The sequence below is a fragment of the Rhodoblastus acidophilus genome (genome assembly GCF_009720655.1).
In the GTDB taxonomy this organism is placed as follows: Bacteria; Pseudomonadota; Alphaproteobacteria; order Rhizobiales; family Beijerinckiaceae; genus Rhodoblastus; species Rhodoblastus acidophilus_A.
Genome location: NZ_WNKS01000002.1, coordinates 118,677 through 136,410 on the forward strand (window position 1 = coordinate 118,677; position 17,734 = coordinate 136,410).

Here is a 17,734-nt window from a genome sequence, read left to right on the forward strand (position 1 = left end):
TGGGCAAGACCCGGGTACAAAAAATGCTTCTTGCTGCTCCGAGATCAAGCAGCGATCACCCATTGTTTCCGTCAAGACCGCGCTGATGCCCGCCTGAGCTCAGTAAGAGACGGTCGTCAGGCGAGTCGAGCGCGTCGCCTTCGAATAACCTCGCCATTATCGTAGCGTGTCCTCGAACCAGATCGCGTTCATGAAGCAACCTTGGCCTACTGTCAGACAAACGAGCAGCCCCCTCCCCAATCCCCCTCACCCCTGAAAAATAAGCAGCGCAAACGCCATGAACAGCAGCAGGTGCACCATCCCCTGCAAAATATTCGTGTGCCCGCTGGCGAAGGTGACGACGCTCACCCCCAGCGTCAGCAACAGCAGGACGAAATCGGAGTGCTCGACGCCCAGCACGATGTTGTGGCCGGTCCAGGCGCTCACGACCAGCATGGCGGGAACGGTGAGTCCGATCGTCGACAGCACGGACCCGAGAAAAATATTGATGGAGCGTTGCATCTGGTTGCGGACCGCCGCCTTTGTGGCGCCAATCGCCTCCGGCGTCGCCACCAGGATCGCGATCGTGACGCCGCCCAGCGCGGCGGGCGCGCCCAGGGTCTCGATCAGGTAATCGACGGGATGGGCGAGTTTTTCGGCAAGATACACGACGGGAAGCATGAAGGCGGCGAGCATGGCCGCGTGGAAGGCGATGGAGCGGTTCCCCGCCGGCTCGCCCTCGCCATGGTGTTCAATCTGGCCAGGGCCAGTGAAATAGCCGCGGTGCCGGCCGGTCTGCACCATGAGGAAGGCAACGTAGAGCGCCACGGCCATCAGCGCCAGGAAGCGCTCCTGTGCGGTCGAAAGGGTTGGGCCCACCGTCGTCGTGGTATAGTTGGGCATGACCAGCGTCATCACCGCCAGGGGAATGATCACGCCGAGATAGGCGTTCGCCCCCTGAAGATTATAGTGCTGCTCGCGGTGCCTGAGCGCGCCCAGCAGCAGCGACAACCCAACCATCCCGTTGAGGATGATCATGATCACCGCGACCAGGGTGTCGCGCACCAGCGTCGGATTGTTGTCCCCGTGCAGCATGATGGCGGAGATGCTCATCACCTCGATGGCGGTGACCGCCAAGGTCAGGATCAGCGTGCCGTAAGGCTCTCCCAGAAGCAGGGCAAGATGCTCGGCATGGCGCACCACGCCAAGCGACGACGCCAGGATCACGCCAAACAGCCACAGGAAGACGAGGCCAAGCTTCAGCGGATGGTGCAAATCCGCGAGCAGGAAGGGACCAAAACTCAGGAAAGCGGCGCAAGTCGCCACCGGGACCAACAAGAAACTTTCGCGCCTGAGGGTCGCCAGCACATCCTTGCGAGGGGCCAAGGCGCGGCCCACCCGTTCGCCAAAGCTCATTCTCTCATTCCCGAAATTTTACGTCAGCAACGAAAGGCCGCCGCGCGCGCGGCGGCCTCCCAAAACCTTACAGGCTGTCGCCCAAATCCGACCGGAACTTCGCCACCAGCTTGTGCTGCCAGTCGCTGGTCGGCGCGAGCTTGCCGAAGAAGAACCGCAGCATTTTGGGCTCCTCGACGAACTTCAACCCGCCGATCAGCGCGCGGTTTTCATACAGCCAGACGATGCGGTCAATGGCGTATTTCAGCTGCGACATGGTGAAGACGCGGCGCGGAACGGCGAGCCGCAGCAATTCCATGTTGGAATAAACCTCGTTGCCGTCATCGTCGCGCTGCTCAGACACCGAGCCGCGCTCCATGCCGCGCACGCCGCTGACCAGGAACAAAGCGGAGGCCAGCGCGCCCGCCGAATATTCGGTCTGCGGCACATGCGGAATAAAACGCTTGGCGTCGAGATGCACGCCCAGCCCCCCCGGAGGCGTGATCACCGGCACGCCCTTGCGGTCCAGTTCGTTCACCATATAGGCGATGAACTGCGGCCCCTGGGAAATCATGTCGTCGTCCATGGTTTCCTCAAGGCCGACCGTGATCGCCTCGATTTCGCGCACGGACATGCCGCCGTAGGTGAGAAAACCTTCGTACAACGTGACGAGTTCGCGCATCTTCATGAACAGATCGCGGCTGCGCGTGCAAATGCCGCCGCCGCGCGCGCACCCGAGTTTGCGCGCCGAGAAATAGATGATGTCGCAGAGATCGGCGATGGCGCGGGTGATTTCCCGCACGCTCATCTGTTTGCAGGCGTCTTCGCGCGTCTTGATGAAATAGAGGTTGTCCGCCAGCAGACTGGCGTCGAGCACCAGCAGCACGCCGTATTTGTTGCAGACATTGCTGACCTGCCGCAGGTTTTCCAGCGAATGCGGCTGCCCGCCGATCAGGTTTGTTCCGGTCTCGACTCGGACGAAGGCGATGTTTTCGGCGCCGCGTTTTTGAATGATCGCCTCGAGCTTGGCGATGTCCATATTGCCCTTGAACGGATTGGAGCTGGTGACCTCCAGGCCCTCATCGATGATGATTTCGTCCACCGAGCCGCCGTTGACGCAGATATGCGCCTTGGTGGTGGTGAAATGATAATTCATCGGCACGACCTGCCCCGGCCGCACGAACACTTTCGCCAGAACGTTTTCCGCCGCGCGACCCTGGTGCACGGGCAAGAAATAGTCCGTGCCGAAAATGTCGCGGATCTTGTTTTCCAGCTTGGTGAAGGTCGACGAGCCCGCATAGCTGTCGTCGGATTCCATCATCGCCGCGAGCTGCTTGTCGCTCATGGCGTTGACGCCGGAATCGGTCAGCATGTCGAGATAGATGTCGGTATTCTTCAGCAGGAACGTGTTGTTGCCGGCTTCGTTCAGAGCCTCCAGGCGGCGCTCGATGTGCGGCAGGCTCAGCTTCTGGACGATGCGAACCTTGTGCATCTCCAGCGGGACTTCCTCGCCGGAGTAGAATTTGATGTGAGCCATGGACGTTCCTGTCAGCTTTTATTGGACACGAAGTGCGGCATGATCCTTACCAAGCACGATCATCCGCCCCATTGTCCCAAGTCATTTTTTTCAGCAATGCGCCTCAACAAGAGACATTTTGCTCTTATTCCTTAGCAGGATGCGCCGGAACCAAAGTCCAGGCGCAAAGCGCGGTCCCCACGCCCGCCGCCGCGACCATCACACTCATGGGCCCCGGCGTTCCGTTGGCGAGCACGCCGACCACCCCGGAGCCCAAAATGCCCGCGCCATAATGCAGCGCCCCGACCAGCGCCGACACCGCCCCGGCGCGCTCGGGACGCAGGGAAAGCGCCCCGGCGAGCGCATTGGCGACGATCAGCCCGCTGGCGCCGTTGAAAACCAGCAGCGGCGCGACCAACCCCACGAGCCCCCCGGCCCCCGTCAACCCGGCAAACGCCAGGGCAAGCCCGGCGCCGCCCGCAAAAAGCCCCCCGACCCGCAGCAGCCGCGCGCTGCCGTAAACGGGCGCGAGCCGGACGTTGAGCATGTTGGCGGCCATGATGGCGAGGATCGCCGCGCCGAACAACAAGCCGAACCAGCCGGGCGGAACGCCGTAGTACGTAATGTAGGCGAAGGGCGCGCCGGCGAGATAGGCGAACACGCCAACATAGAAACACGAGATGGTCGCGGCGAAGCCAAGGATGCGCCTGTCGCGCACGAGCTGGCCATAGCCCCTGAACGCCGCGCCCAAAGACTCTTTGCTGCGCCGCTCCAATGGAAACGTTTCGGGCAAGACAGTCAGCGCCGCGAGCGTGAAAACGGCGACGGCGACGAGCACCCAAAAAATGGCGCGCCACGAGGCGAAAGCCAAAATCTGCGCGCCCGCGAGCGGCCCGACCAGCGGCGCCACGGCCATCACCGTCATCAGCGTCGACATCATCTGCGCCGATTTCTCGCCCTGATAGAGGTCGCGGACCATGGCGCGCGACAGGACGACGGCGGCGCAGGCCCCCACAGCCTGCACCACCCGCCAAAAAACAATCTGCCCGGCGCTGGACGCCAAAGCGCAGCCGCCCGAGCCGAGCGCGAAGATCACGAGCCCCACGGCGACCGGACCGCGCCGGCCATATCGGTCGCCGACCGGCCCCCAGACGAGCTGGCCGAGGCTGAAGCCGACCAAAAAGCCGGAAATCGTCCATTCCATCTCCCCGGACCCCGCGCGCAGCGCCTCCGCCATGGCGGGCAGCGCCGGAAGATAGAGATCGGTGGAAATCGAGGCGAAGCCCATGAGGGCGCTGAGGATCGCGAGCACGCCAGGGCTGTTTCGTTCGGACGACAAGGATTCCTCCCGGAGGACTGGATCGCATTGCGCCCAGAAGGCCTCCGGACGGGGCTCCGCCGTTGGGGCAATGCGTTCCCGTCCGCTGCGGAGCAGCGACCGGATGATCCGCGCAGCCTGCCCCAAGGTCTTGAGAACGCCATTATTTGACCATAGTCAAACTGTGTTTCGTCTAAAGCGTGGTAATATACGTTCATTATGTCCTGGCGGAAGGCTTTTGACCATGGAGTCGCGAGAGCTGAGCGCCGCATTGCGCTCTCCCCTGTTCCAGCTTCTGGGGCCAGACCTGTGCAGCCTGCTGGCGGCCTCGGGCTCGGTCCGCGAGTACCGGCGCGGAGAAATGGTGTTCTGGCAGGGTGAAGCGGCGGACGGGCTGTTCGTCGTGCTGTCGGGATGCCTAAAGCTGTGCCGCGAGACGGCGAGCCATGACCATGAGGTCATCGGCGTCCTCACCGCATGCCAAATCTATTTCGAACCGTCGATGTTCGCGGACGGTCGCCATCACGTGATCGCCGAAGCCGTCTCCTCGGCGCGGGTCGCGCGGCTCGACGCGCAAACCTTGCGAAACGCCATCCTGCGCCGCCCGGAACTGGCCTTCACCCTGCTTTCCCTGTCCGCCGCCGCCAACAAGGGGCTCGTCGAACAGGTCGAGCAGCTCAAGACCCGCTCGGTGCCGCAGCGGATCGCCGGTTTCCTGCTCCAGCAGGCGGAACTGACGGGCCAACCCCAAAATTTTTCCCTTCCCTTCAGCAAGACGCTGATCGCCCGCTTCGTCGGCGCCAAGCTCGAAAGTTTTTCGCGCTCGCTGGTCCACCTCGCCGACCAGGGGGTGCGGATCGTCAACGACCGCGTCACCATCCAGGATATCGACCGCCTCGCGCGCTTCGTCGACGGCGTGGCGGGCGACGCGCCGCACGACCGCCGGCCGATTCTCACCCGCTTCGCCTCCATGGGCCGGCGGCGGAAATTCGATGATGGCCTGGTGCGCTCCTGGCGCAAGGCGGAAAGCGCCGGCGCGCCGATTTCGCTGCTGCTGATCGATGTCGGACAGGGGCGCGCGTCCAGCGAAGCCGATCGCGGCCTGCTGGTCGCCGTGGGCGACACGATCGCCCGCGAGGCTGATCGCGATGGCAAGTTCATGGTCCATTACGGCGGCGACATTTTTGCGATCGCCGCGCCGAAGGCCGACCGGGGCGATGCGATGCGGCTCGCCGAAAAGCTGGCGGCCATGCTCGAAAACGACTCGCGGCGCGCGGAAGCCTCGGTGATCGCGGCGATCGGCTCGGCCACGATCTTTCCCACCGCCGACGACCACATCGAAAAAATCGTCTGCTTCGCCGATATCGCGCTTCACCAGGCCAAGACGCTGGGTCGCGGCCAGATCCGCGATTTCTTCGATGGCGATCCCGGCTGCGAGGTCGCGCGCAAAAGCCCCTCGGGCGGCGCCCGCATTCCCGTGATCGAATCCTCGCATTGCGCGGCGTGCCGCAAGGACGCGCCCTGCTGCTGATTTTTTCGCGGCGCTTCGTCGCAGTTTTGACTCCGACCCTTGACGGCGCGCCCTGACCGGGAAACCATGTGCTTGGCCAGGGAGAGCTTTGCCAAAAAGCTGAGAGGCCGCTGGCGCGGAAAAACAACAATTTTCGCGCGGCGCGGCGATCCCCAAAACCTGATCCGGATCATGCCGGCGGAGGGATGGCGTTCGCCGGGAGTCCTTTTCCCTTTTTTCGCGCGCGAACCAAATCCGCCCGTCGCCCTGACCCACATGTGGAGGAGGCGCGGATGCGCATCAGAATTATTGGAGCCGGCGTCGCCGGCTTGACGGCGGCCTATGAATTCGCGCGGCGCGGCGCGGAGGTCGAGATCGTCGAGCGCGAGGAGGCGCCGGGTCGCGGTTGCTCCTGGTACGCGGGCGGCATGGTCGCGCCCTGGTGCGAGCTGGACTCGGCGGAACCGCTGGTCGCCCGCCTCGGCATGGAGGCGCTGGTCTACTGGACCCGCACCGTCCCGGTCGCTGAAACGCGCGGCTCCCTGGTGGTGGCGACGCCGCGCGATCAGGCGGATTTGCGCCAGTTCGCCCGCCGCACCGCCGAGTTCGAGGAAATCGGCGGCAACCGCCTCGCCGAACTCGAACCCGACCTCGCCGGCCGTTTTTCCCGCGCGCTGTTCTTCCCGAAGGAAGCCCATCTCGATCCGCGCGTCGCGCTCGACACGATCGCGCGGCGGCTGACCGCCATGTCCAACGCCCGCTTCCGCTTCGGCATGGACGCCGGGGACGTCGAGGGCGAAGCCGACTGGACCGTGGACTGCCGCGGTTTTGCGGCGCGCGACCGGCTCAAGGGGCTACGCGGCGTCAAAGGCGAGATGATGGTTTTGAACACGCGCGACATCGCGCTGTCGCGCCCGATCCGCCTGCTGCACCCTCGCCACCCCGTCTATGTCGTGCCGCGTCCCGACGCCAATTTCATGATCGGCGCCACCCAGATCGAGAACGAGGAGCGCCGCCGCGTCACCGCGCGCTCGATTGTCGATCTGGTCAACGCCGCCCACGCCATCCACCCGGCGCTGGCGGAGGCGGAAATTTCGGAAATGGGCTCGGACCTGCGCCCCGCCTTCCACGACAATTTGCCGCGCATCATCGTCGAGGGCCGCACCATTTTCATCAACGGCCTGTTCCGTCACGGATTTTTGCTGGCGCCGTCGCTAGCGCGGCAAACGGCGGACTTCGTCTTCGGCGGCGCGGTCTCGCAAGACCTGATGCGCGACGAACTCTCGCGCCTCGGCCTCGCCGAGGCGGTGTAGAGGGTAAAAGGAGCCCTCACCCTGAGGAGCCTGCGCAGCAGGCGTCTCGAAGGGCGAGGGCGGCCCACGGCGCTTTCAGCGGCGCTGAGAACCTCAGGCCGCGTCCAACCAAGCCTCCAGCGCCGAAAATGTCTCATCGGCGCCGGAGAGCATGGCGTCCCAATCCCCCGCCGCCGTCGCGCCGTCGATGGCGGCGCAGCACGCGCGCCATTGCAGGTCGGCCCCGTCGCCGCCGGCCAAAAACCCGCGTCCCAAAGAATTGCCAGCTCCCAACAGCGGATCGAGCGCCTTGGACAGCAGGCGCGCGCCGAGCGTCGAGCCCGCGCGCACATAGAGACAGCCGACAAAACGGCCGTAATCCCCCAAATCGGGCAGATCGGACGCCGCAACCATGGGCAGGCGCTCCAGATCAGCAGCCTCGGCGCCGAGTTCGATCAAGTCTTTACGTAAGCGCGGCGCGCGCGGCGCCAGCAAGGCCGCATCCGAGCGGTCGGCCCAGGGGCTCGCCGCCACAAGCCCCTCCAGCGGCGCGTGAAACCCGTAAAGGCGCCCCAGCAGCGCGCGATAGGCGGGCAAACCGATGGACCCGTCCCCCAGCGGCGCCAGAAGTCTCTGGCCGTGCAGGCGTTCGTGCGCCGCCCGGGTCGCCTCGCGCAGCCGGCCCCGGCCGTCGAGGCGCGCGGCGCGGCTTGTTTCGGATTGCGGCCGCATGGTCATCGCCTATCCCAAATGAGGTCCGCCGGGCGCCCGCCGGAAAAACCACAGCCCATTTTTGTCATCCCCAGACATTCCCTTCGCCCGAAGGCGTCTCGCGCGCGGCGCCGTCCCGCGTCAAACTTGTGGGAGCGTCGACAGGTCTTGCGACCACAGGTAAATCGCCATGGCGGCGAGAAACAGCGCGGCCCCGATCCAGAACAGCGGCGAATGATGCGGCCGTCGCCAGTCCATGCCGCGCCCCGGCGATTGTCCTTTTTGCATAGCCAGGTCCCTCAGGCGATCAGATGGAGCCATGATGAGATCGCTCGGCCTCATCACCGCTGGGAGCAGACTACGCCGCGACGGCCTGCTGTTCAACAATCGGCGCGCAGGCGCGCTTGCGGAGCGATCGCGGTTATCTGAGCACCAGCTTCGACAGCAGCGTCGACAATTCGCTTTGCCTTGACACCCCGACCTTGGCGAACACGCGCTTGAGCACGGTGCGCGCGGTTTCCTCCGTGACGCCCAACCGTCCGGCGGCGTCCTTCGGCGCCATTCCATGGCCGACGAGGGCGGCGATACGGGCCTCGCCGAGCGTCAATCCCAGGAGATCGCGAACGACGGCGGGATCGGCGGGCGCGTCGGCGTCCGGATCGATCGCCAGGACGATGGCGCGCGCATGGGTCAGAAAAGCCTGGCGGGGGTCGGGCGCGTTCGACACGGGCATGACATAGACGACCAGGGTGCGGCTGTTTTCCCGTTGGATCAGGATCGGCTTGGGCGGCGCCGCGAGGTCCGGCGCGGCCGTGCGCAATGTGGCGGCGATGGCGGCCTGAAGCGCCTTCTGTTCCGCGCCCGAGGGCGCCTGCAGCCGCGCGTCGACGACGGACAGGCCCGCGTCGGACAAATCCCGTCCGGCGAGATTGGAGAAGATGACGCGGCTGAGCGAGTCCAGCACGAATATGCCGATATTGACCCGGTTGAACGCCTCGCCAAGACTGTCCTTGACCAGTTCGGCGTCAAGCAGACGCAGGCTCAGGCGCAGCGCGCTTTCGACATGGCGGCCGAGCTTGCCGAGCATTTCGATCTCCGCGTCGCTATACGCCGGCTTCCCGCTCACCCTCTGAATGCTGACCGCCGCCGCCACTTGCGGGTCGGGTGAAACGCCGACGGCGGCGCACCATTTCAGTCCGTAGCGGGCCAGGAAGTCGCGATAAAAAGGATCCTTGTTCATTTCCTGTTCGGAGATGACGTCGCGGTCGCAGACCACGTCGGTCCGCACCCAGTACGATTGCTCTATCGCGCGAATGCTGCGGGTGTCCCGCAACGACCAGCCGTTTTCCGCATAATCTTTTTGCGCTTCGGCCAGTCCGGGAGAAGCGATCACGCCGAAACTGCCGTCGTCGCGATGCCACAGCAAGACGGCGCCGACATCGTTGAAACAATCCGCCATCGCCTGCAGCGCCTCAGGCCAGGAGGCGGGATTGGGCGCGGCGTTGTAGATGGCCTCGACCGCCGTCACAAATCGCTCGTTCAACCCGCGCCCCCTCTGCAATTTCCGGGCATTACGCCAAGTTTAGCCGAACTGACGCAACGCATACTTTGGAAGGCTCAAGCTTGCGGGACCGCTGGGTTCGAGGCGAGAACCCGCGCGCCCGCAGTCCCCAAATGGGGGATGCGGGGCGACGAGACTCTGGGCAAAATCAACGCTTATTGGCGTCAAATGGCGCGGGCGGGCGTGGCGAGCGACTTCGAGCGTTGGAGGCGGCGTTTCAAATGTCGATTCTGAAAAACGCGGTGAACACATGAACGAAGAGGTTGGCCGCCGGATCCGCATGCTCCGCATGTTGATGGGGAAAAGCCGAGACAATCTCGCCGAGGCTCTGGGCGTGAGCCCCGGCCGAATAGAGGCTTTCGAAAGCGGGTCGGGTGGGATCGGCGCCCAACTGCTTCAGCAACTTTCCGACGAACTGAACGTGCCGCCCTCGTTCTTTCTCGATGCCGCCGACGCGCCGCGCATCGCTCATATCTCCACGGCCGACTGAGACAGCTTGAGCCGCGCCCGCAGCGCCTCGCCGCCGACGCCGGCCAATTGGTCGAGCAGCGCGACTCTGAAACTTCCCGGCCCCGCGCAGCCCGCCGCCGCGATTTCGCCGGCGACGCCATAAATCCCAAGCGCCGCGACCGTCGCGGCAAAAAAATCCGGCGTGAGCGCGACAAAAGCCCCCAAAATCCCCGACAGGGCGCAGCCGCTCGCGGTCACCTGCGCCATGATCGGCGCGCCATTGGCGATGCGGGCGACGCGCGCGCCATCGGTGACCAGATCGACGGCGCCGGTCGCGGCCACCACGCAGCCCAAGCCCCGCGCCAGAGCCAAAGCCGGCTCCAGCGCCGCCTCGGTCCCATGCAGACTGTCGACCCCCTTGCCCGCCGCCGCCTCGTGAAAAAACCCGGCGACGCGCGCGACCGCGATGATTTCGGACGCATTGCCGCGAATGACCGTCGGTTTCAAAGCGAGCAGTTCGGCGATCGTCTCATTGCGATATTTTGTCGCGCCCGCCCCCACGGGATCAAGCACCCAAGGTTTCGAACTGGCGCCCGCAACCCTCGCGGCCTCCATCATGCCCGCCACAAACGTTTTCGAAAGCGTGCCGATATTAATGACCACGGCATCGGAGAGCGCGGCGAATTCGCCCGCCTCCTCCGGCGCATGGACCATGGCCGGCGAGGCGCCGATCGCCAGCAGCGCATTGGCGGACAGGTCCATCGCGACGTAATTGGTGACATTCTGCACCAGCGGGCGCTTTTGTCGCAGGTCGTCGAGCAGACGACAGGCGGCGTCGGTCAATGCGCAAGATGTGCTCATAAAACGGTCCCAAATTCGATAGGCCTCAGCCATGCAGATCGACCCCTTCTACCTGATTCTGGACAGCGCCGCGGCCATCGAACGCGCCCTCGCCTGGGGCGTGAAACTGGTGCAATTGCGCATCAAGGAAATGCCGGAGCCCGCGCTGCGCGCCGAAATTTTGCGCGCAAAAAACCTGTGCGACGCCCATGGCGCGCAACTGGTGGTCAACGACCATTGGCGCCTCGCCAGGGACCTGGGCTGCGCGCACATCCACCTGGGCCAGGAGGATTTGCAATCGGCCGACATCAAGGCGATCCGCGCCGCCGGCCTGACCCTGGGCCTCTCCACCGAAACCGAGGAGGAGCTGGAGACCGCCCTCGCGCTCGACGCCGATTGTATCGCCCTGCAACCCATCTTCGCCACGGCGTCGAAGAAATTCGAACGCGCGCCGCAAGGCCTCCAAAACCTGCGCGAATGGAAAAACCGCCTCGGCGAGCGGCCCCTGATCGCCATCGGCGGCCTGCGTCTTGAAGACGCAGGGACGGTGTTCGCCGCAGGAGCCGACAGCCTCGCGGTCATCAGCGACGTCGCCGCCGCGCCCGACCCGGAACGTCGCGCCAAAAACTGGATCGCGGCGACGCGCGCCTTCGTGAAGGCGTCGGCCTGACTTCGCTCTTGCCTGCGCAGGCTTCCCGAGGTAATGCAGCAGCGGAAGCGGAGTCACGCTCCCGGGATTTTCCCGGCCGATCAGCGACGAGATGTCGTGCGCAGTCCAAAGGCCGGCAAAACCTCCGCAGCGCGCGCTCCGCCTCGGATTGACGTTTTGACAATCGAGACCGTCGTAAACACTATGCCTCGATTGACAAATGTAAATTGAGCTTTACAATCCCAGTGTCAACAATCCCGTACAACTCAAGATGGGGTGTCCCATGCGCCTCCTGCTGATCCACCCCAATTATCATTCCGGCGGCGCCGAAATCGCCGGCACGTGGCCGCCCGCCTGGGCCGCCTATCTCGCCGGCGCCGTCCGCAACGCCGGACACGAGTGCGTGTTCATCGATGCGCAGACCGACGACATCGACGACGAGACTCTCGCGCGTGGCATCCGCGAGGCGAAGCCTGACGTCATCGGCTGCACCTCGATCACGCCCTCGATCTACAAGGCCGAAAACAGCCTCAAGATCGCCAAGGAAGTTTGCCCCGACGCCCTGACGCTGCTCGGCGGCGTCCACGCGACCTTCATGTTCAAGCAGGTGCTTGCGGAAGCGCCCTGGGTCGACGCGGTCGTGCGCGGCGAAGGCGAAGAGATCCTCGTCGAGGTGCTGCGCGCCTTCGGAGCCGGCGACTGGAACGAGACCCGCAAGTCGGTCAAGGGCATCGCCTATATCGACAAGGCCGCCGACGGTGCGTCGCAGATCGTCGCCACCGAAGCGGCGCCGACCGTCAAGGATCTCGACGGGATCGATCCCGACTGGGATATCCTGGACTGGAACAAGTACCAGTACATCCCGCTGAACTGCCGAGTCGCCATCCCCAACATGGCGCGCGGCTGTCCCTTCACCTGCTCGTTCTGCTCGCAGTGGAAGTTCTGGCGCGACTACCGCGTTCGCGACCCGAAGAAGGTGGCGGACGAAATCCAGCGCCTCTACGAGAAGCACGACGTCCGCTTCTTCATCCTCGCTGACGAAGAGCCGACCATAAATCGCAAGAAATTCATTCAGTTCTGCGAGGAGCTGATCGCGCGCGGCCTGCCGGACAAGGTCCAGTGGGGCATCAATACCCGCGTCACCGACATTCTCCGCGACGAAGAGTTGCTGCCGCTCTATCGCAAGGCCGGCCTGCTCCACGTCTCGCTCGGCACCGAAGCCGCCGCCCAGTTGAAGCTTGACCTGTTCAACAAGGAAACCAAGGTCAACGACAACAAGCGCGCCATCGAGCTGCTGCGCAAGAACGGCATGGTCGTCGAAGCGCAGTTCATCGTCGGCCTCGAGAACGAGACCGCCGAGACGCTCGAAGAGACCTACAAGATGACGCAGGATTGGAAGCCCGATCTTGCCAACTGGTCGATGTACACCCCCTGGCCGTTCACGCCGCTCTTCCAGGAGTTGCAGGACAAGGTCGAGGTGTTCGACTTCGAGAAGTACAATTTCGTCACGCCGATCATGAAGCCCTTGGCCTTGGAGCGTGGCGAGCTGCTCGACCACGTGATGAACAACTACCGTCGCTTCTATGCCAAGAAAGCGTTGTTCTCCTACCCGTGGTCGGGGTCGGGCATGCGCCGGCGCTATCTGCTCGGCTGCCTCAAGGCCTTCCTGAAGGCCGGCTTCCAACGCAAGTTCTACGACCTCGGCAAGGTCGGCTATTGGGGTCCGCAGTCGAAAAAGACCGTGGACTTCCACTTCGACGAGTCGCGCAAGATGGACGCCGCCACCACCGGCGACTGGAAGGCGGCCGCCGAGAACTCGCGCAAGCATGTTGAAAAGGCGGCGGTTGCGGCCCCGGCTCTGGACATCAAGGCCTGCGGCGGCGGCGATCAGCAACTGTCGGACGAGGACTCCGAAGGCATCGACGAGGCCACGCTGGCCCGCCGCGCCGAGGAAGCGGCCAAGTCTGGCAAGGACGCGCGCATCGGCATGCGCGTCTGATTGATGCCGCATCCAAACGAAATTGAGCGTTCGGGCCACATCGGCCCGAACGCCGTTATTCAACTGGTCGCCGCGCTCAAAACGCTCGGCGAAACCGAGGCGATGGAGCGCCTGTTCGCGCAAGCGGACCGCAGCGCCTGGATCGACTCCCCCCCCTCTTCCATGATTCCGGCAAGCGAAGCCGCCCGCCTGCATGTCGGCCTTCGCGACGTGTTGCCCGCGCCACGCGCCGAAGCGGCGCTCGCGCTCGCCGGGCGCCTCACCGCCGAATATCTCTTGGCCGTCCGCATCCCGCGTCCCGCGCAGGTTGTGCTCAAACTGCTGCCGGCGCGGCTCGCCGCGTCCGTCCTGATGCGCGCGATCTCCGCCAACGCCTGGACCTTTGGCGGCGCCGACGGTTTTTCCTATACGGTCGGCTCGGGCGTCGAGGCGGTCATCCGCAACAATCCGCTCTGTGAGGGCCTTCACGCCGAAGCGCCCGCCTGCGTCTGGCACGCGGCGGTGTTCGAAACCCTGTTTCGCGCCCTGGTCTCGCCCGCCACGCAGGCGCGCGAAACCAGCTGCTGCGCGCAGGGTGACAATAGCTGTCACTTTCAATTGATTTGGGACAAGAAATCGTCTAGCCCGTAAAGGCAACCTGGGACCAGAGATGAACGACGACCGCGAAACCGTGATCCTCGTCGACGCCGAGGACCGCGCGGTCGGGACGCTCGGCAAGATTGAAGCACACCGGCTCGGCCTGAGGCATCGGGCGATTTCCGTTTGCGTCACCAACGCGCGCGGGGAAATGCTGCTGCAACGCCGCGCCTTGAGGAAATACCACTCCGGCGGCCTGTGGACCAACACCTGCTGCACCCATCCGCGCGTCGGCGAAGAGGTGGCGGAAGCCGCGGCGCGGCGGCTCAGGGAGGAGCTTGGCGTCGATTGCCGGCTGAATTTCCTGTGCATCACCCATTACCGGGCGGATGTCGGCGCGGGCCTCGTCGAGGACGAGGTCGTGCACATGTTCCACGGCCAATTCGACGGCGAGCCGCGTCCCAACCCGGACGAGGTCATGGACTGCGGCTGGTTTTCGCGCGAGCGGTTGATCGAGGACGTCGCCCGCAATCCCCAGGCCTACACCTACTGGTTCCGACATTATCTGGAGGAACACGCGGACGCGATTTTTCTCGGCGCCGCCTCGGACTAGAGCCCGTTCCCCGAACGGCCTCCAGCATTTTGCTTTGAAACGTTGTCGTCACGCGAACGGGCATCCACTTCGCTCGAAAATGCGCTTTTTGTTTTCGCGCATTTTCTTCACGCGAACCGGCATCCACTTCGCTCGAAAATGCTCTGCCGCCCGCTCCCGAAAAAAAACGCGCGCCTCAACCGAGACGCGCGCAAAAGCACGTGAACACATTCCGTGATCAGGCGGCGGCCGCCTGATCGAAGAAGAAGCGGTTGGCGAGCAGCAGCGCGCCGGGTCCGTCCTCAGCCATGGCGTCGCCGCCGATGCGCGCGGCGAGATCGGGACGGCCGCGCAGGGCCCAGCCGCCGACGATCACGGAAATCGACGGGTTGGCGGAGCGCCGCCGCACCGCCTCGATGGCGCGCGCGGCGCCGTCGAGATGCGCCTCGTCGGCCACGGTGACGCCAAGCACCGAGAACCATTGGGATTCCGCGATCCGGGCGTAGGCGGCGGCGGATTGGCCGAGCGAAAGGGTGGTGTCCCAACCCGAAGACGCCAGGAAGGCCGAAACCACTTCGAGACCGAAGAAATGCCGCTCCTTAGGCGCGGAGATCAGCAGCGCGTTGCGGCCGGGGGCCGCCGGAGCGCCGGAAACCCGCACGCAGGTTTCGAGCAGAGCGCGCAACCGCATGACGCCCAGGGTGACGTCGACGAAATCACACTCGTCCTCGTACCAGCAGTCTCCAAGGCGTCGCGCCGCAGGCGTGAGCAGCGTCTCGAACAGAGCCGCCATGCTCATGCCTTCGTCGCGCTTGCGAAGGAAGAATTGCTCGGCGGCCGTTCCGTCCGGCTGCACCACAAGGCGCGCGAATTCATTGATGATCTCGGCGTCCGCCTCGAAGGGGAACGCCGGAACCAGCCATTTCTGATGAAGGCTCGCGAGTTTCGGGCCGAGGTGTTCGTTGACGACCTTTTCCAGACGAGCGCTTTGAGACTCAACCAGTTGCGGCTTAACCACCGCTATCTTGCTTGCATCACTCATTTGCACAATGCCCGCGTGATGATGATCGCGAGCGTTCAAGGCAAATCCTGCAAAACCCATTAACCCCTCCCGGTTAACAGCACCGATGGGCAAGTCCGTAGAGCCAGTCGATGAGGGCTAGCGGGGCTATAAAGCCCAAAAACCTCACGCGAGTAAAGCCCAAATGACAAGCGTCAATGCCCACAGGACGAATTGTCAGGCGCACAGGTAACACCTGCTTTTGGTCAAGTCTTTGATTTAGAACATTGCGCTTCGTACGGAGGCCTCACGGACGGTCACGCTTGTTTGATCGGCCGGTCGAAAGTGCGACATTCCGCCTCACCCCTTGGGTCGATCGCCCCCCGCAGCGCGCGATCCGCTCTCCCAACGCAGTGCAAGATCAACGACATGCGCGACAAGCGCCCCGGTCAGCGCCGCGAGCGTGGCGAGACCGCCCGCGCCGGTGAGCAACGCGCGGGCGACAAGCAACAGACAGGCGCCGGCGGCAAAATTTGCGATAAGTCCGCGCGGCGCCGGTCCTTTTCCTGTCTTGGCGCGATAAACCAGCAGCGCGACGCCTTCGACAACGATCAATACGAGCGCGAGATCGATATAGCGCGGGTCGAACCAGGCGGTCGTCATTCAGGCCACCCTGCGACCAAAAGGCGCATTCAGGCGCACGACCCGCCAGTTCAGCCATCCGGCAAAACTCACCCAGGCGAGATAGGGGCTCAGCAGCCAGGCGGCGCGCGGCGAAAAGCCAGAGCAGAACAGAATCAGCGCCAGCACCGAAAGCCAGAACGGAACGAGTTCGATGAGCGCCCAGTCGGGCCGCCGCAAGGTGAAATAGAGCGGGCTCCACGCCAGATTGAACACGGCGTTGATCGCAAACAGGGCCAGAAGCGCGGAGCGGGTCGCGGCGTCGGGCGCGTCATTCCAGGCGATCACGCCCGCCGTCGCGATCAGGGCGAAGATCAAGGCCCAGCCCGGCCCGAACGCCCAGTCCGGCGGCTTGGCCGCCGGGAATCGCAGGTTCTTGTACCAGGGCCCGGTGTTGGTCGTGAGGCCGCCGATCACCGCGACGAAAAGCACGGCGGCCGCAGCCACCGCGATTTCTGTCAGATGAGCCCAAAAGGTTTGCATCATGGGTCAGGCGAGTCTCAGCAGATGCGCCACGTCCTTGAAGAAAATGCGCATCTGGGCGACAAAGTTCCGCTTGGGATATTCCTTGTTCATGTAGGATTCCCAAGTCAGCCGCTGCACGTCGGGGTCGAGGCAGATTTTGACGAAACTCTCGCGGGCGCGATCGCTGGAATAGAAGAAGCGCTGCAGCAGGCCGAGCACCCAGAACACGCGGCCGTGGTCCTTCATGAAGCGCTTGCGCGCCAGCCCAAGGGCCTTGACGTCGCCGGTCTTCAAAACCTCTTCGCAGGCCTCGGCCGCGAGACGGCCGCCGAGCAGGGCGTAATAGATGCCCTCGCCGGACGCGGGCGCGACCGTGCCGGCGGCGTCGCCAGCCAGCACCACGTCGCGGCCATTATCCCAACGCTTCAGAGGCTTGAGCGGAATGGGGGCGCCTTCGCCGCGAATGGTTTTCAGCGGTCCCAGATCCGTTTCCGCGCGCAGGTCGGCGACCGCGCCGCGCAGCGAAAAGCCCTTGTGCGCGGAGCCGACGCCGACGCTCATGGTCGGGCCGTGCGGGAACACCCAGGCGTAGAAATCGGGCGACAGCGTGCCGCGATAGTAGATTTCGCAACGGTTCTGATTTTCGGCGGGCGTCTCGACGATCTCGTGATAGGCGAACACCATCGGCACTTTTTCAGCGCCGGGAATCTCCTGGCGGCCGACCTTGCTCAGGGCGCCGTCGGCGCCGATCACCAATTTGGTGCGCAGGGTTTCCTCGGCGACCGAATCCTTCGGGCAATAATGCACGAGCGTGTCGCCGTTCTCGCGGGTGATCCGCGAAAAAGTTCCGGTCACGCGGGTGGCGCCGGATTCAGCCGCGCGCACGCGCAGGAATTCGTCGAATTCGAGCCGGTCGACCATGCCGACATAGCCGCCGTCGATGGGCATGTCGACGCGCTTGTTGGTGGGCGAAATCATGGTCGCCATGTTGACCCGGCATTTCAGCAGGTGCTGGGGAATGTCGAAGTCGCGAATGGCGCGGGGCGGAATGGCGCCGCCGCACGGCTTGATACGTCCGGCCTTGTCGAGCAGCGCAACTTTGCGACCGGCCTTGGCCAGATCCTGCGCAGCCGTCGCGCCAGCCGGTCCGCCCCCGACTACGACGACGTCGTAGCGATCCTGAGCTGACATGGGTCTCTC

Annotated in this window: 18 protein-coding genes and 1 riboswitch; of the genes, 7 read left to right on the top strand and 11 right to left on the bottom strand. The window is 64.5% G+C overall.

What is annotated here, in order from left to right; genetic code table 11:
* Positions 1 to 246 precede the first annotated feature (246 nt).
* The 3 genes from GJ654_RS02905 to GJ654_RS02915 all read right to left on the bottom strand — a co-directional run bounded on the left by GJ654_RS02905 (position 247) and on the right by GJ654_RS02915 (position 4,229).
* On the bottom strand, positions 247 to 1,395 hold the full coding sequence (locus tag GJ654_RS02905; protein WP_155444608.1) for a calcium:proton antiporter: 1,149 nt from the start codon (positions 1,393 to 1,395) through the stop codon (positions 247 to 249).
* A gap of 67 nt (positions 1,396 to 1,462) precedes the next feature.
* Positions 1,463 to 2,911, bottom strand: coding sequence for a tryptophanase (locus GJ654_RS02910; RefSeq protein WP_155444609.1), 1,449 nt, complete (start codon positions 2,909 to 2,911; stop codon positions 1,463 to 1,465).
* A gap of 124 nt (positions 2,912 to 3,035) precedes the next feature.
* On the bottom strand, positions 3,036 to 4,229 hold the full coding sequence (locus tag GJ654_RS02915; protein WP_246664566.1) for a multidrug effflux MFS transporter: 1,194 nt from the start codon (positions 4,227 to 4,229) through the stop codon (positions 3,036 to 3,038).
* 223 nt (positions 4,230 to 4,452) lie between these two features.
* On the opposite strand from GJ654_RS02915, the gene GJ654_RS02920 reads away from it, so the two are divergent.
* Both GJ654_RS02920 and GJ654_RS02925 read left to right on the top strand, forming a co-directional pair.
* Positions 4,453 to 5,739, top strand: a complete 1,287-nt coding sequence (locus tag GJ654_RS02920; RefSeq protein WP_196305417.1) for a cyclic nucleotide-binding domain-containing protein — start codon at positions 4,453 to 4,455, stop codon at positions 5,737 to 5,739.
* A gap of 69 nt (positions 5,740 to 5,808) precedes the next feature.
* Positions 5,809 to 5,942, top strand: a riboswitch (TPP riboswitch).
* A gap of 69 nt (positions 5,943 to 6,011) precedes the next feature.
* Positions 6,012 to 7,031 carry an FAD-dependent oxidoreductase gene (locus GJ654_RS02925; RefSeq protein WP_155444611.1) on the top strand — a complete coding sequence of 340 codons (1,020 nt, stop codon included), beginning with the start codon at positions 6,012 to 6,014 and terminating at the stop codon, positions 7,029 to 7,031.
* Positions 7,032 to 7,124: 93 nt separating this feature from the next.
* On the opposite strand, the gene GJ654_RS02930 is transcribed toward GJ654_RS02925, so the two are convergent.
* The 3 genes from GJ654_RS02930 to GJ654_RS02935 form a co-directional block, all read right to left on the bottom strand.
* Entirely contained in the window at positions 7,125 to 7,742 is a 618-nt protein-coding gene (locus GJ654_RS02930; RefSeq protein ID WP_155444612.1) for a biliverdin-producing heme oxygenase, read from the bottom strand.
* Between the two features lie 120 nt (positions 7,743 to 7,862).
* Positions 7,863 to 8,009, bottom strand: a complete 147-nt coding sequence (locus GJ654_RS20735; RefSeq protein WP_196305418.1) for a hypothetical protein — start codon at positions 8,007 to 8,009, stop codon at positions 7,863 to 7,865.
* A gap of 133 nt (positions 8,010 to 8,142) precedes the next feature.
* A complete protein-coding gene (locus GJ654_RS02935; protein ID WP_155444613.1) occupies positions 8,143 to 9,264 on the bottom strand; it encodes a helix-turn-helix transcriptional regulator in 1,122 nt (373 codons plus the stop codon).
* A 313-nt stretch (positions 9,265 to 9,577) separates the two neighbouring features.
* Here GJ654_RS02935 and GJ654_RS21655 point away from each other — a divergent pair, with 313 nt between their 5' ends.
* Entirely contained in the window at positions 9,578 to 9,772 is a 195-nt protein-coding gene (locus tag GJ654_RS21655; RefSeq protein ID WP_425540371.1) for a helix-turn-helix domain-containing protein, read from the top strand.
* Here GJ654_RS21655 and thiM read toward each other — a convergent pair.
* Positions 9,751 to 10,593: a hydroxyethylthiazole kinase gene (gene thiM / locus GJ654_RS02945; RefSeq protein ID WP_155444615.1), complete on the bottom strand. Its 843-nt coding sequence runs from the start codon at positions 10,591 to 10,593 to the stop codon at positions 9,751 to 9,753. The genes GJ654_RS21655 and thiM overlap by 22 nt on opposite strands.
* 31 nt (positions 10,594 to 10,624) lie before the next feature.
* Here thiM and GJ654_RS02950 point away from each other — a divergent pair, with 31 nt between their 5' ends.
* The 4 genes from GJ654_RS02950 to idi all read left to right on the top strand — a co-directional run bounded on the left by GJ654_RS02950 (position 10,625) and on the right by idi (position 14,409).
* On the top strand, positions 10,625 to 11,242 hold the full coding sequence (locus tag GJ654_RS02950) for a thiamine phosphate synthase (protein ID WP_155444616.1): 618 nt from the start codon (positions 10,625 to 10,627) through the stop codon (positions 11,240 to 11,242).
* Positions 11,243 to 11,504: 262 nt separating this feature from the next.
* On the top strand, positions 11,505 to 13,220 hold the full coding sequence (gene bchE / locus GJ654_RS02955) for a magnesium-protoporphyrin IX monomethyl ester anaerobic oxidative cyclase (RefSeq protein ID WP_155444617.1): 1,716 nt from the start codon (positions 11,505 to 11,507) through the stop codon (positions 13,218 to 13,220).
* Positions 13,221 to 13,223: 3 nt separating this feature from the next.
* Positions 13,224 to 13,850, top strand: coding sequence for a bacteriochlorophyll 4-vinyl reductase (gene bchJ / locus GJ654_RS02960; protein ID WP_155444618.1), 627 nt, complete (start codon positions 13,224 to 13,226; stop codon positions 13,848 to 13,850).
* Between the two features lie 19 nt (positions 13,851 to 13,869).
* Positions 13,870 to 14,409 (top strand): isopentenyl-diphosphate Delta-isomerase, encoded by a 540-nt coding sequence (gene idi / locus GJ654_RS02965; protein ID WP_155444619.1) that lies wholly within the window; start codon positions 13,870 to 13,872, stop codon positions 14,407 to 14,409.
* Positions 14,410 to 14,626: 217 nt separating this feature from the next.
* Here idi and GJ654_RS02970 read toward each other — a convergent pair whose 3' ends face one another.
* From GJ654_RS02970 to GJ654_RS02985, 4 genes are all read right to left on the bottom strand, one after another.
* Positions 14,627 to 15,430, bottom strand: a complete 804-nt coding sequence (locus tag GJ654_RS02970) for a cobalamin B12-binding domain-containing protein (RefSeq protein ID WP_196305419.1) — start codon at positions 15,428 to 15,430, stop codon at positions 14,627 to 14,629.
* Between the two features lie 318 nt (positions 15,431 to 15,748).
* Positions 15,749 to 16,051 carry a hypothetical protein gene (locus tag GJ654_RS02975; RefSeq protein ID WP_155444621.1) on the bottom strand — a complete coding sequence of 101 codons (303 nt, stop codon included), beginning with the start codon at positions 16,049 to 16,051 and terminating at the stop codon, positions 15,749 to 15,751.
* Positions 16,052 to 16,555 carry a TspO/MBR family protein gene (locus tag GJ654_RS02980; RefSeq protein WP_319802118.1) on the bottom strand — a complete coding sequence of 168 codons (504 nt, stop codon included), beginning with the start codon at positions 16,553 to 16,555 and terminating at the stop codon, positions 16,052 to 16,054. It abuts the gene before it with no gap.
* A 3-nt stretch (positions 16,556 to 16,558) separates the two neighbouring features.
* Positions 16,559 to 17,725 (bottom strand): geranylgeranyl diphosphate reductase, encoded by a 1,167-nt coding sequence (locus tag GJ654_RS02985; protein ID WP_155444622.1) that lies wholly within the window; start codon positions 17,723 to 17,725, stop codon positions 16,559 to 16,561.
* Positions 17,726 to 17,734 lie beyond the last annotated feature (9 nt).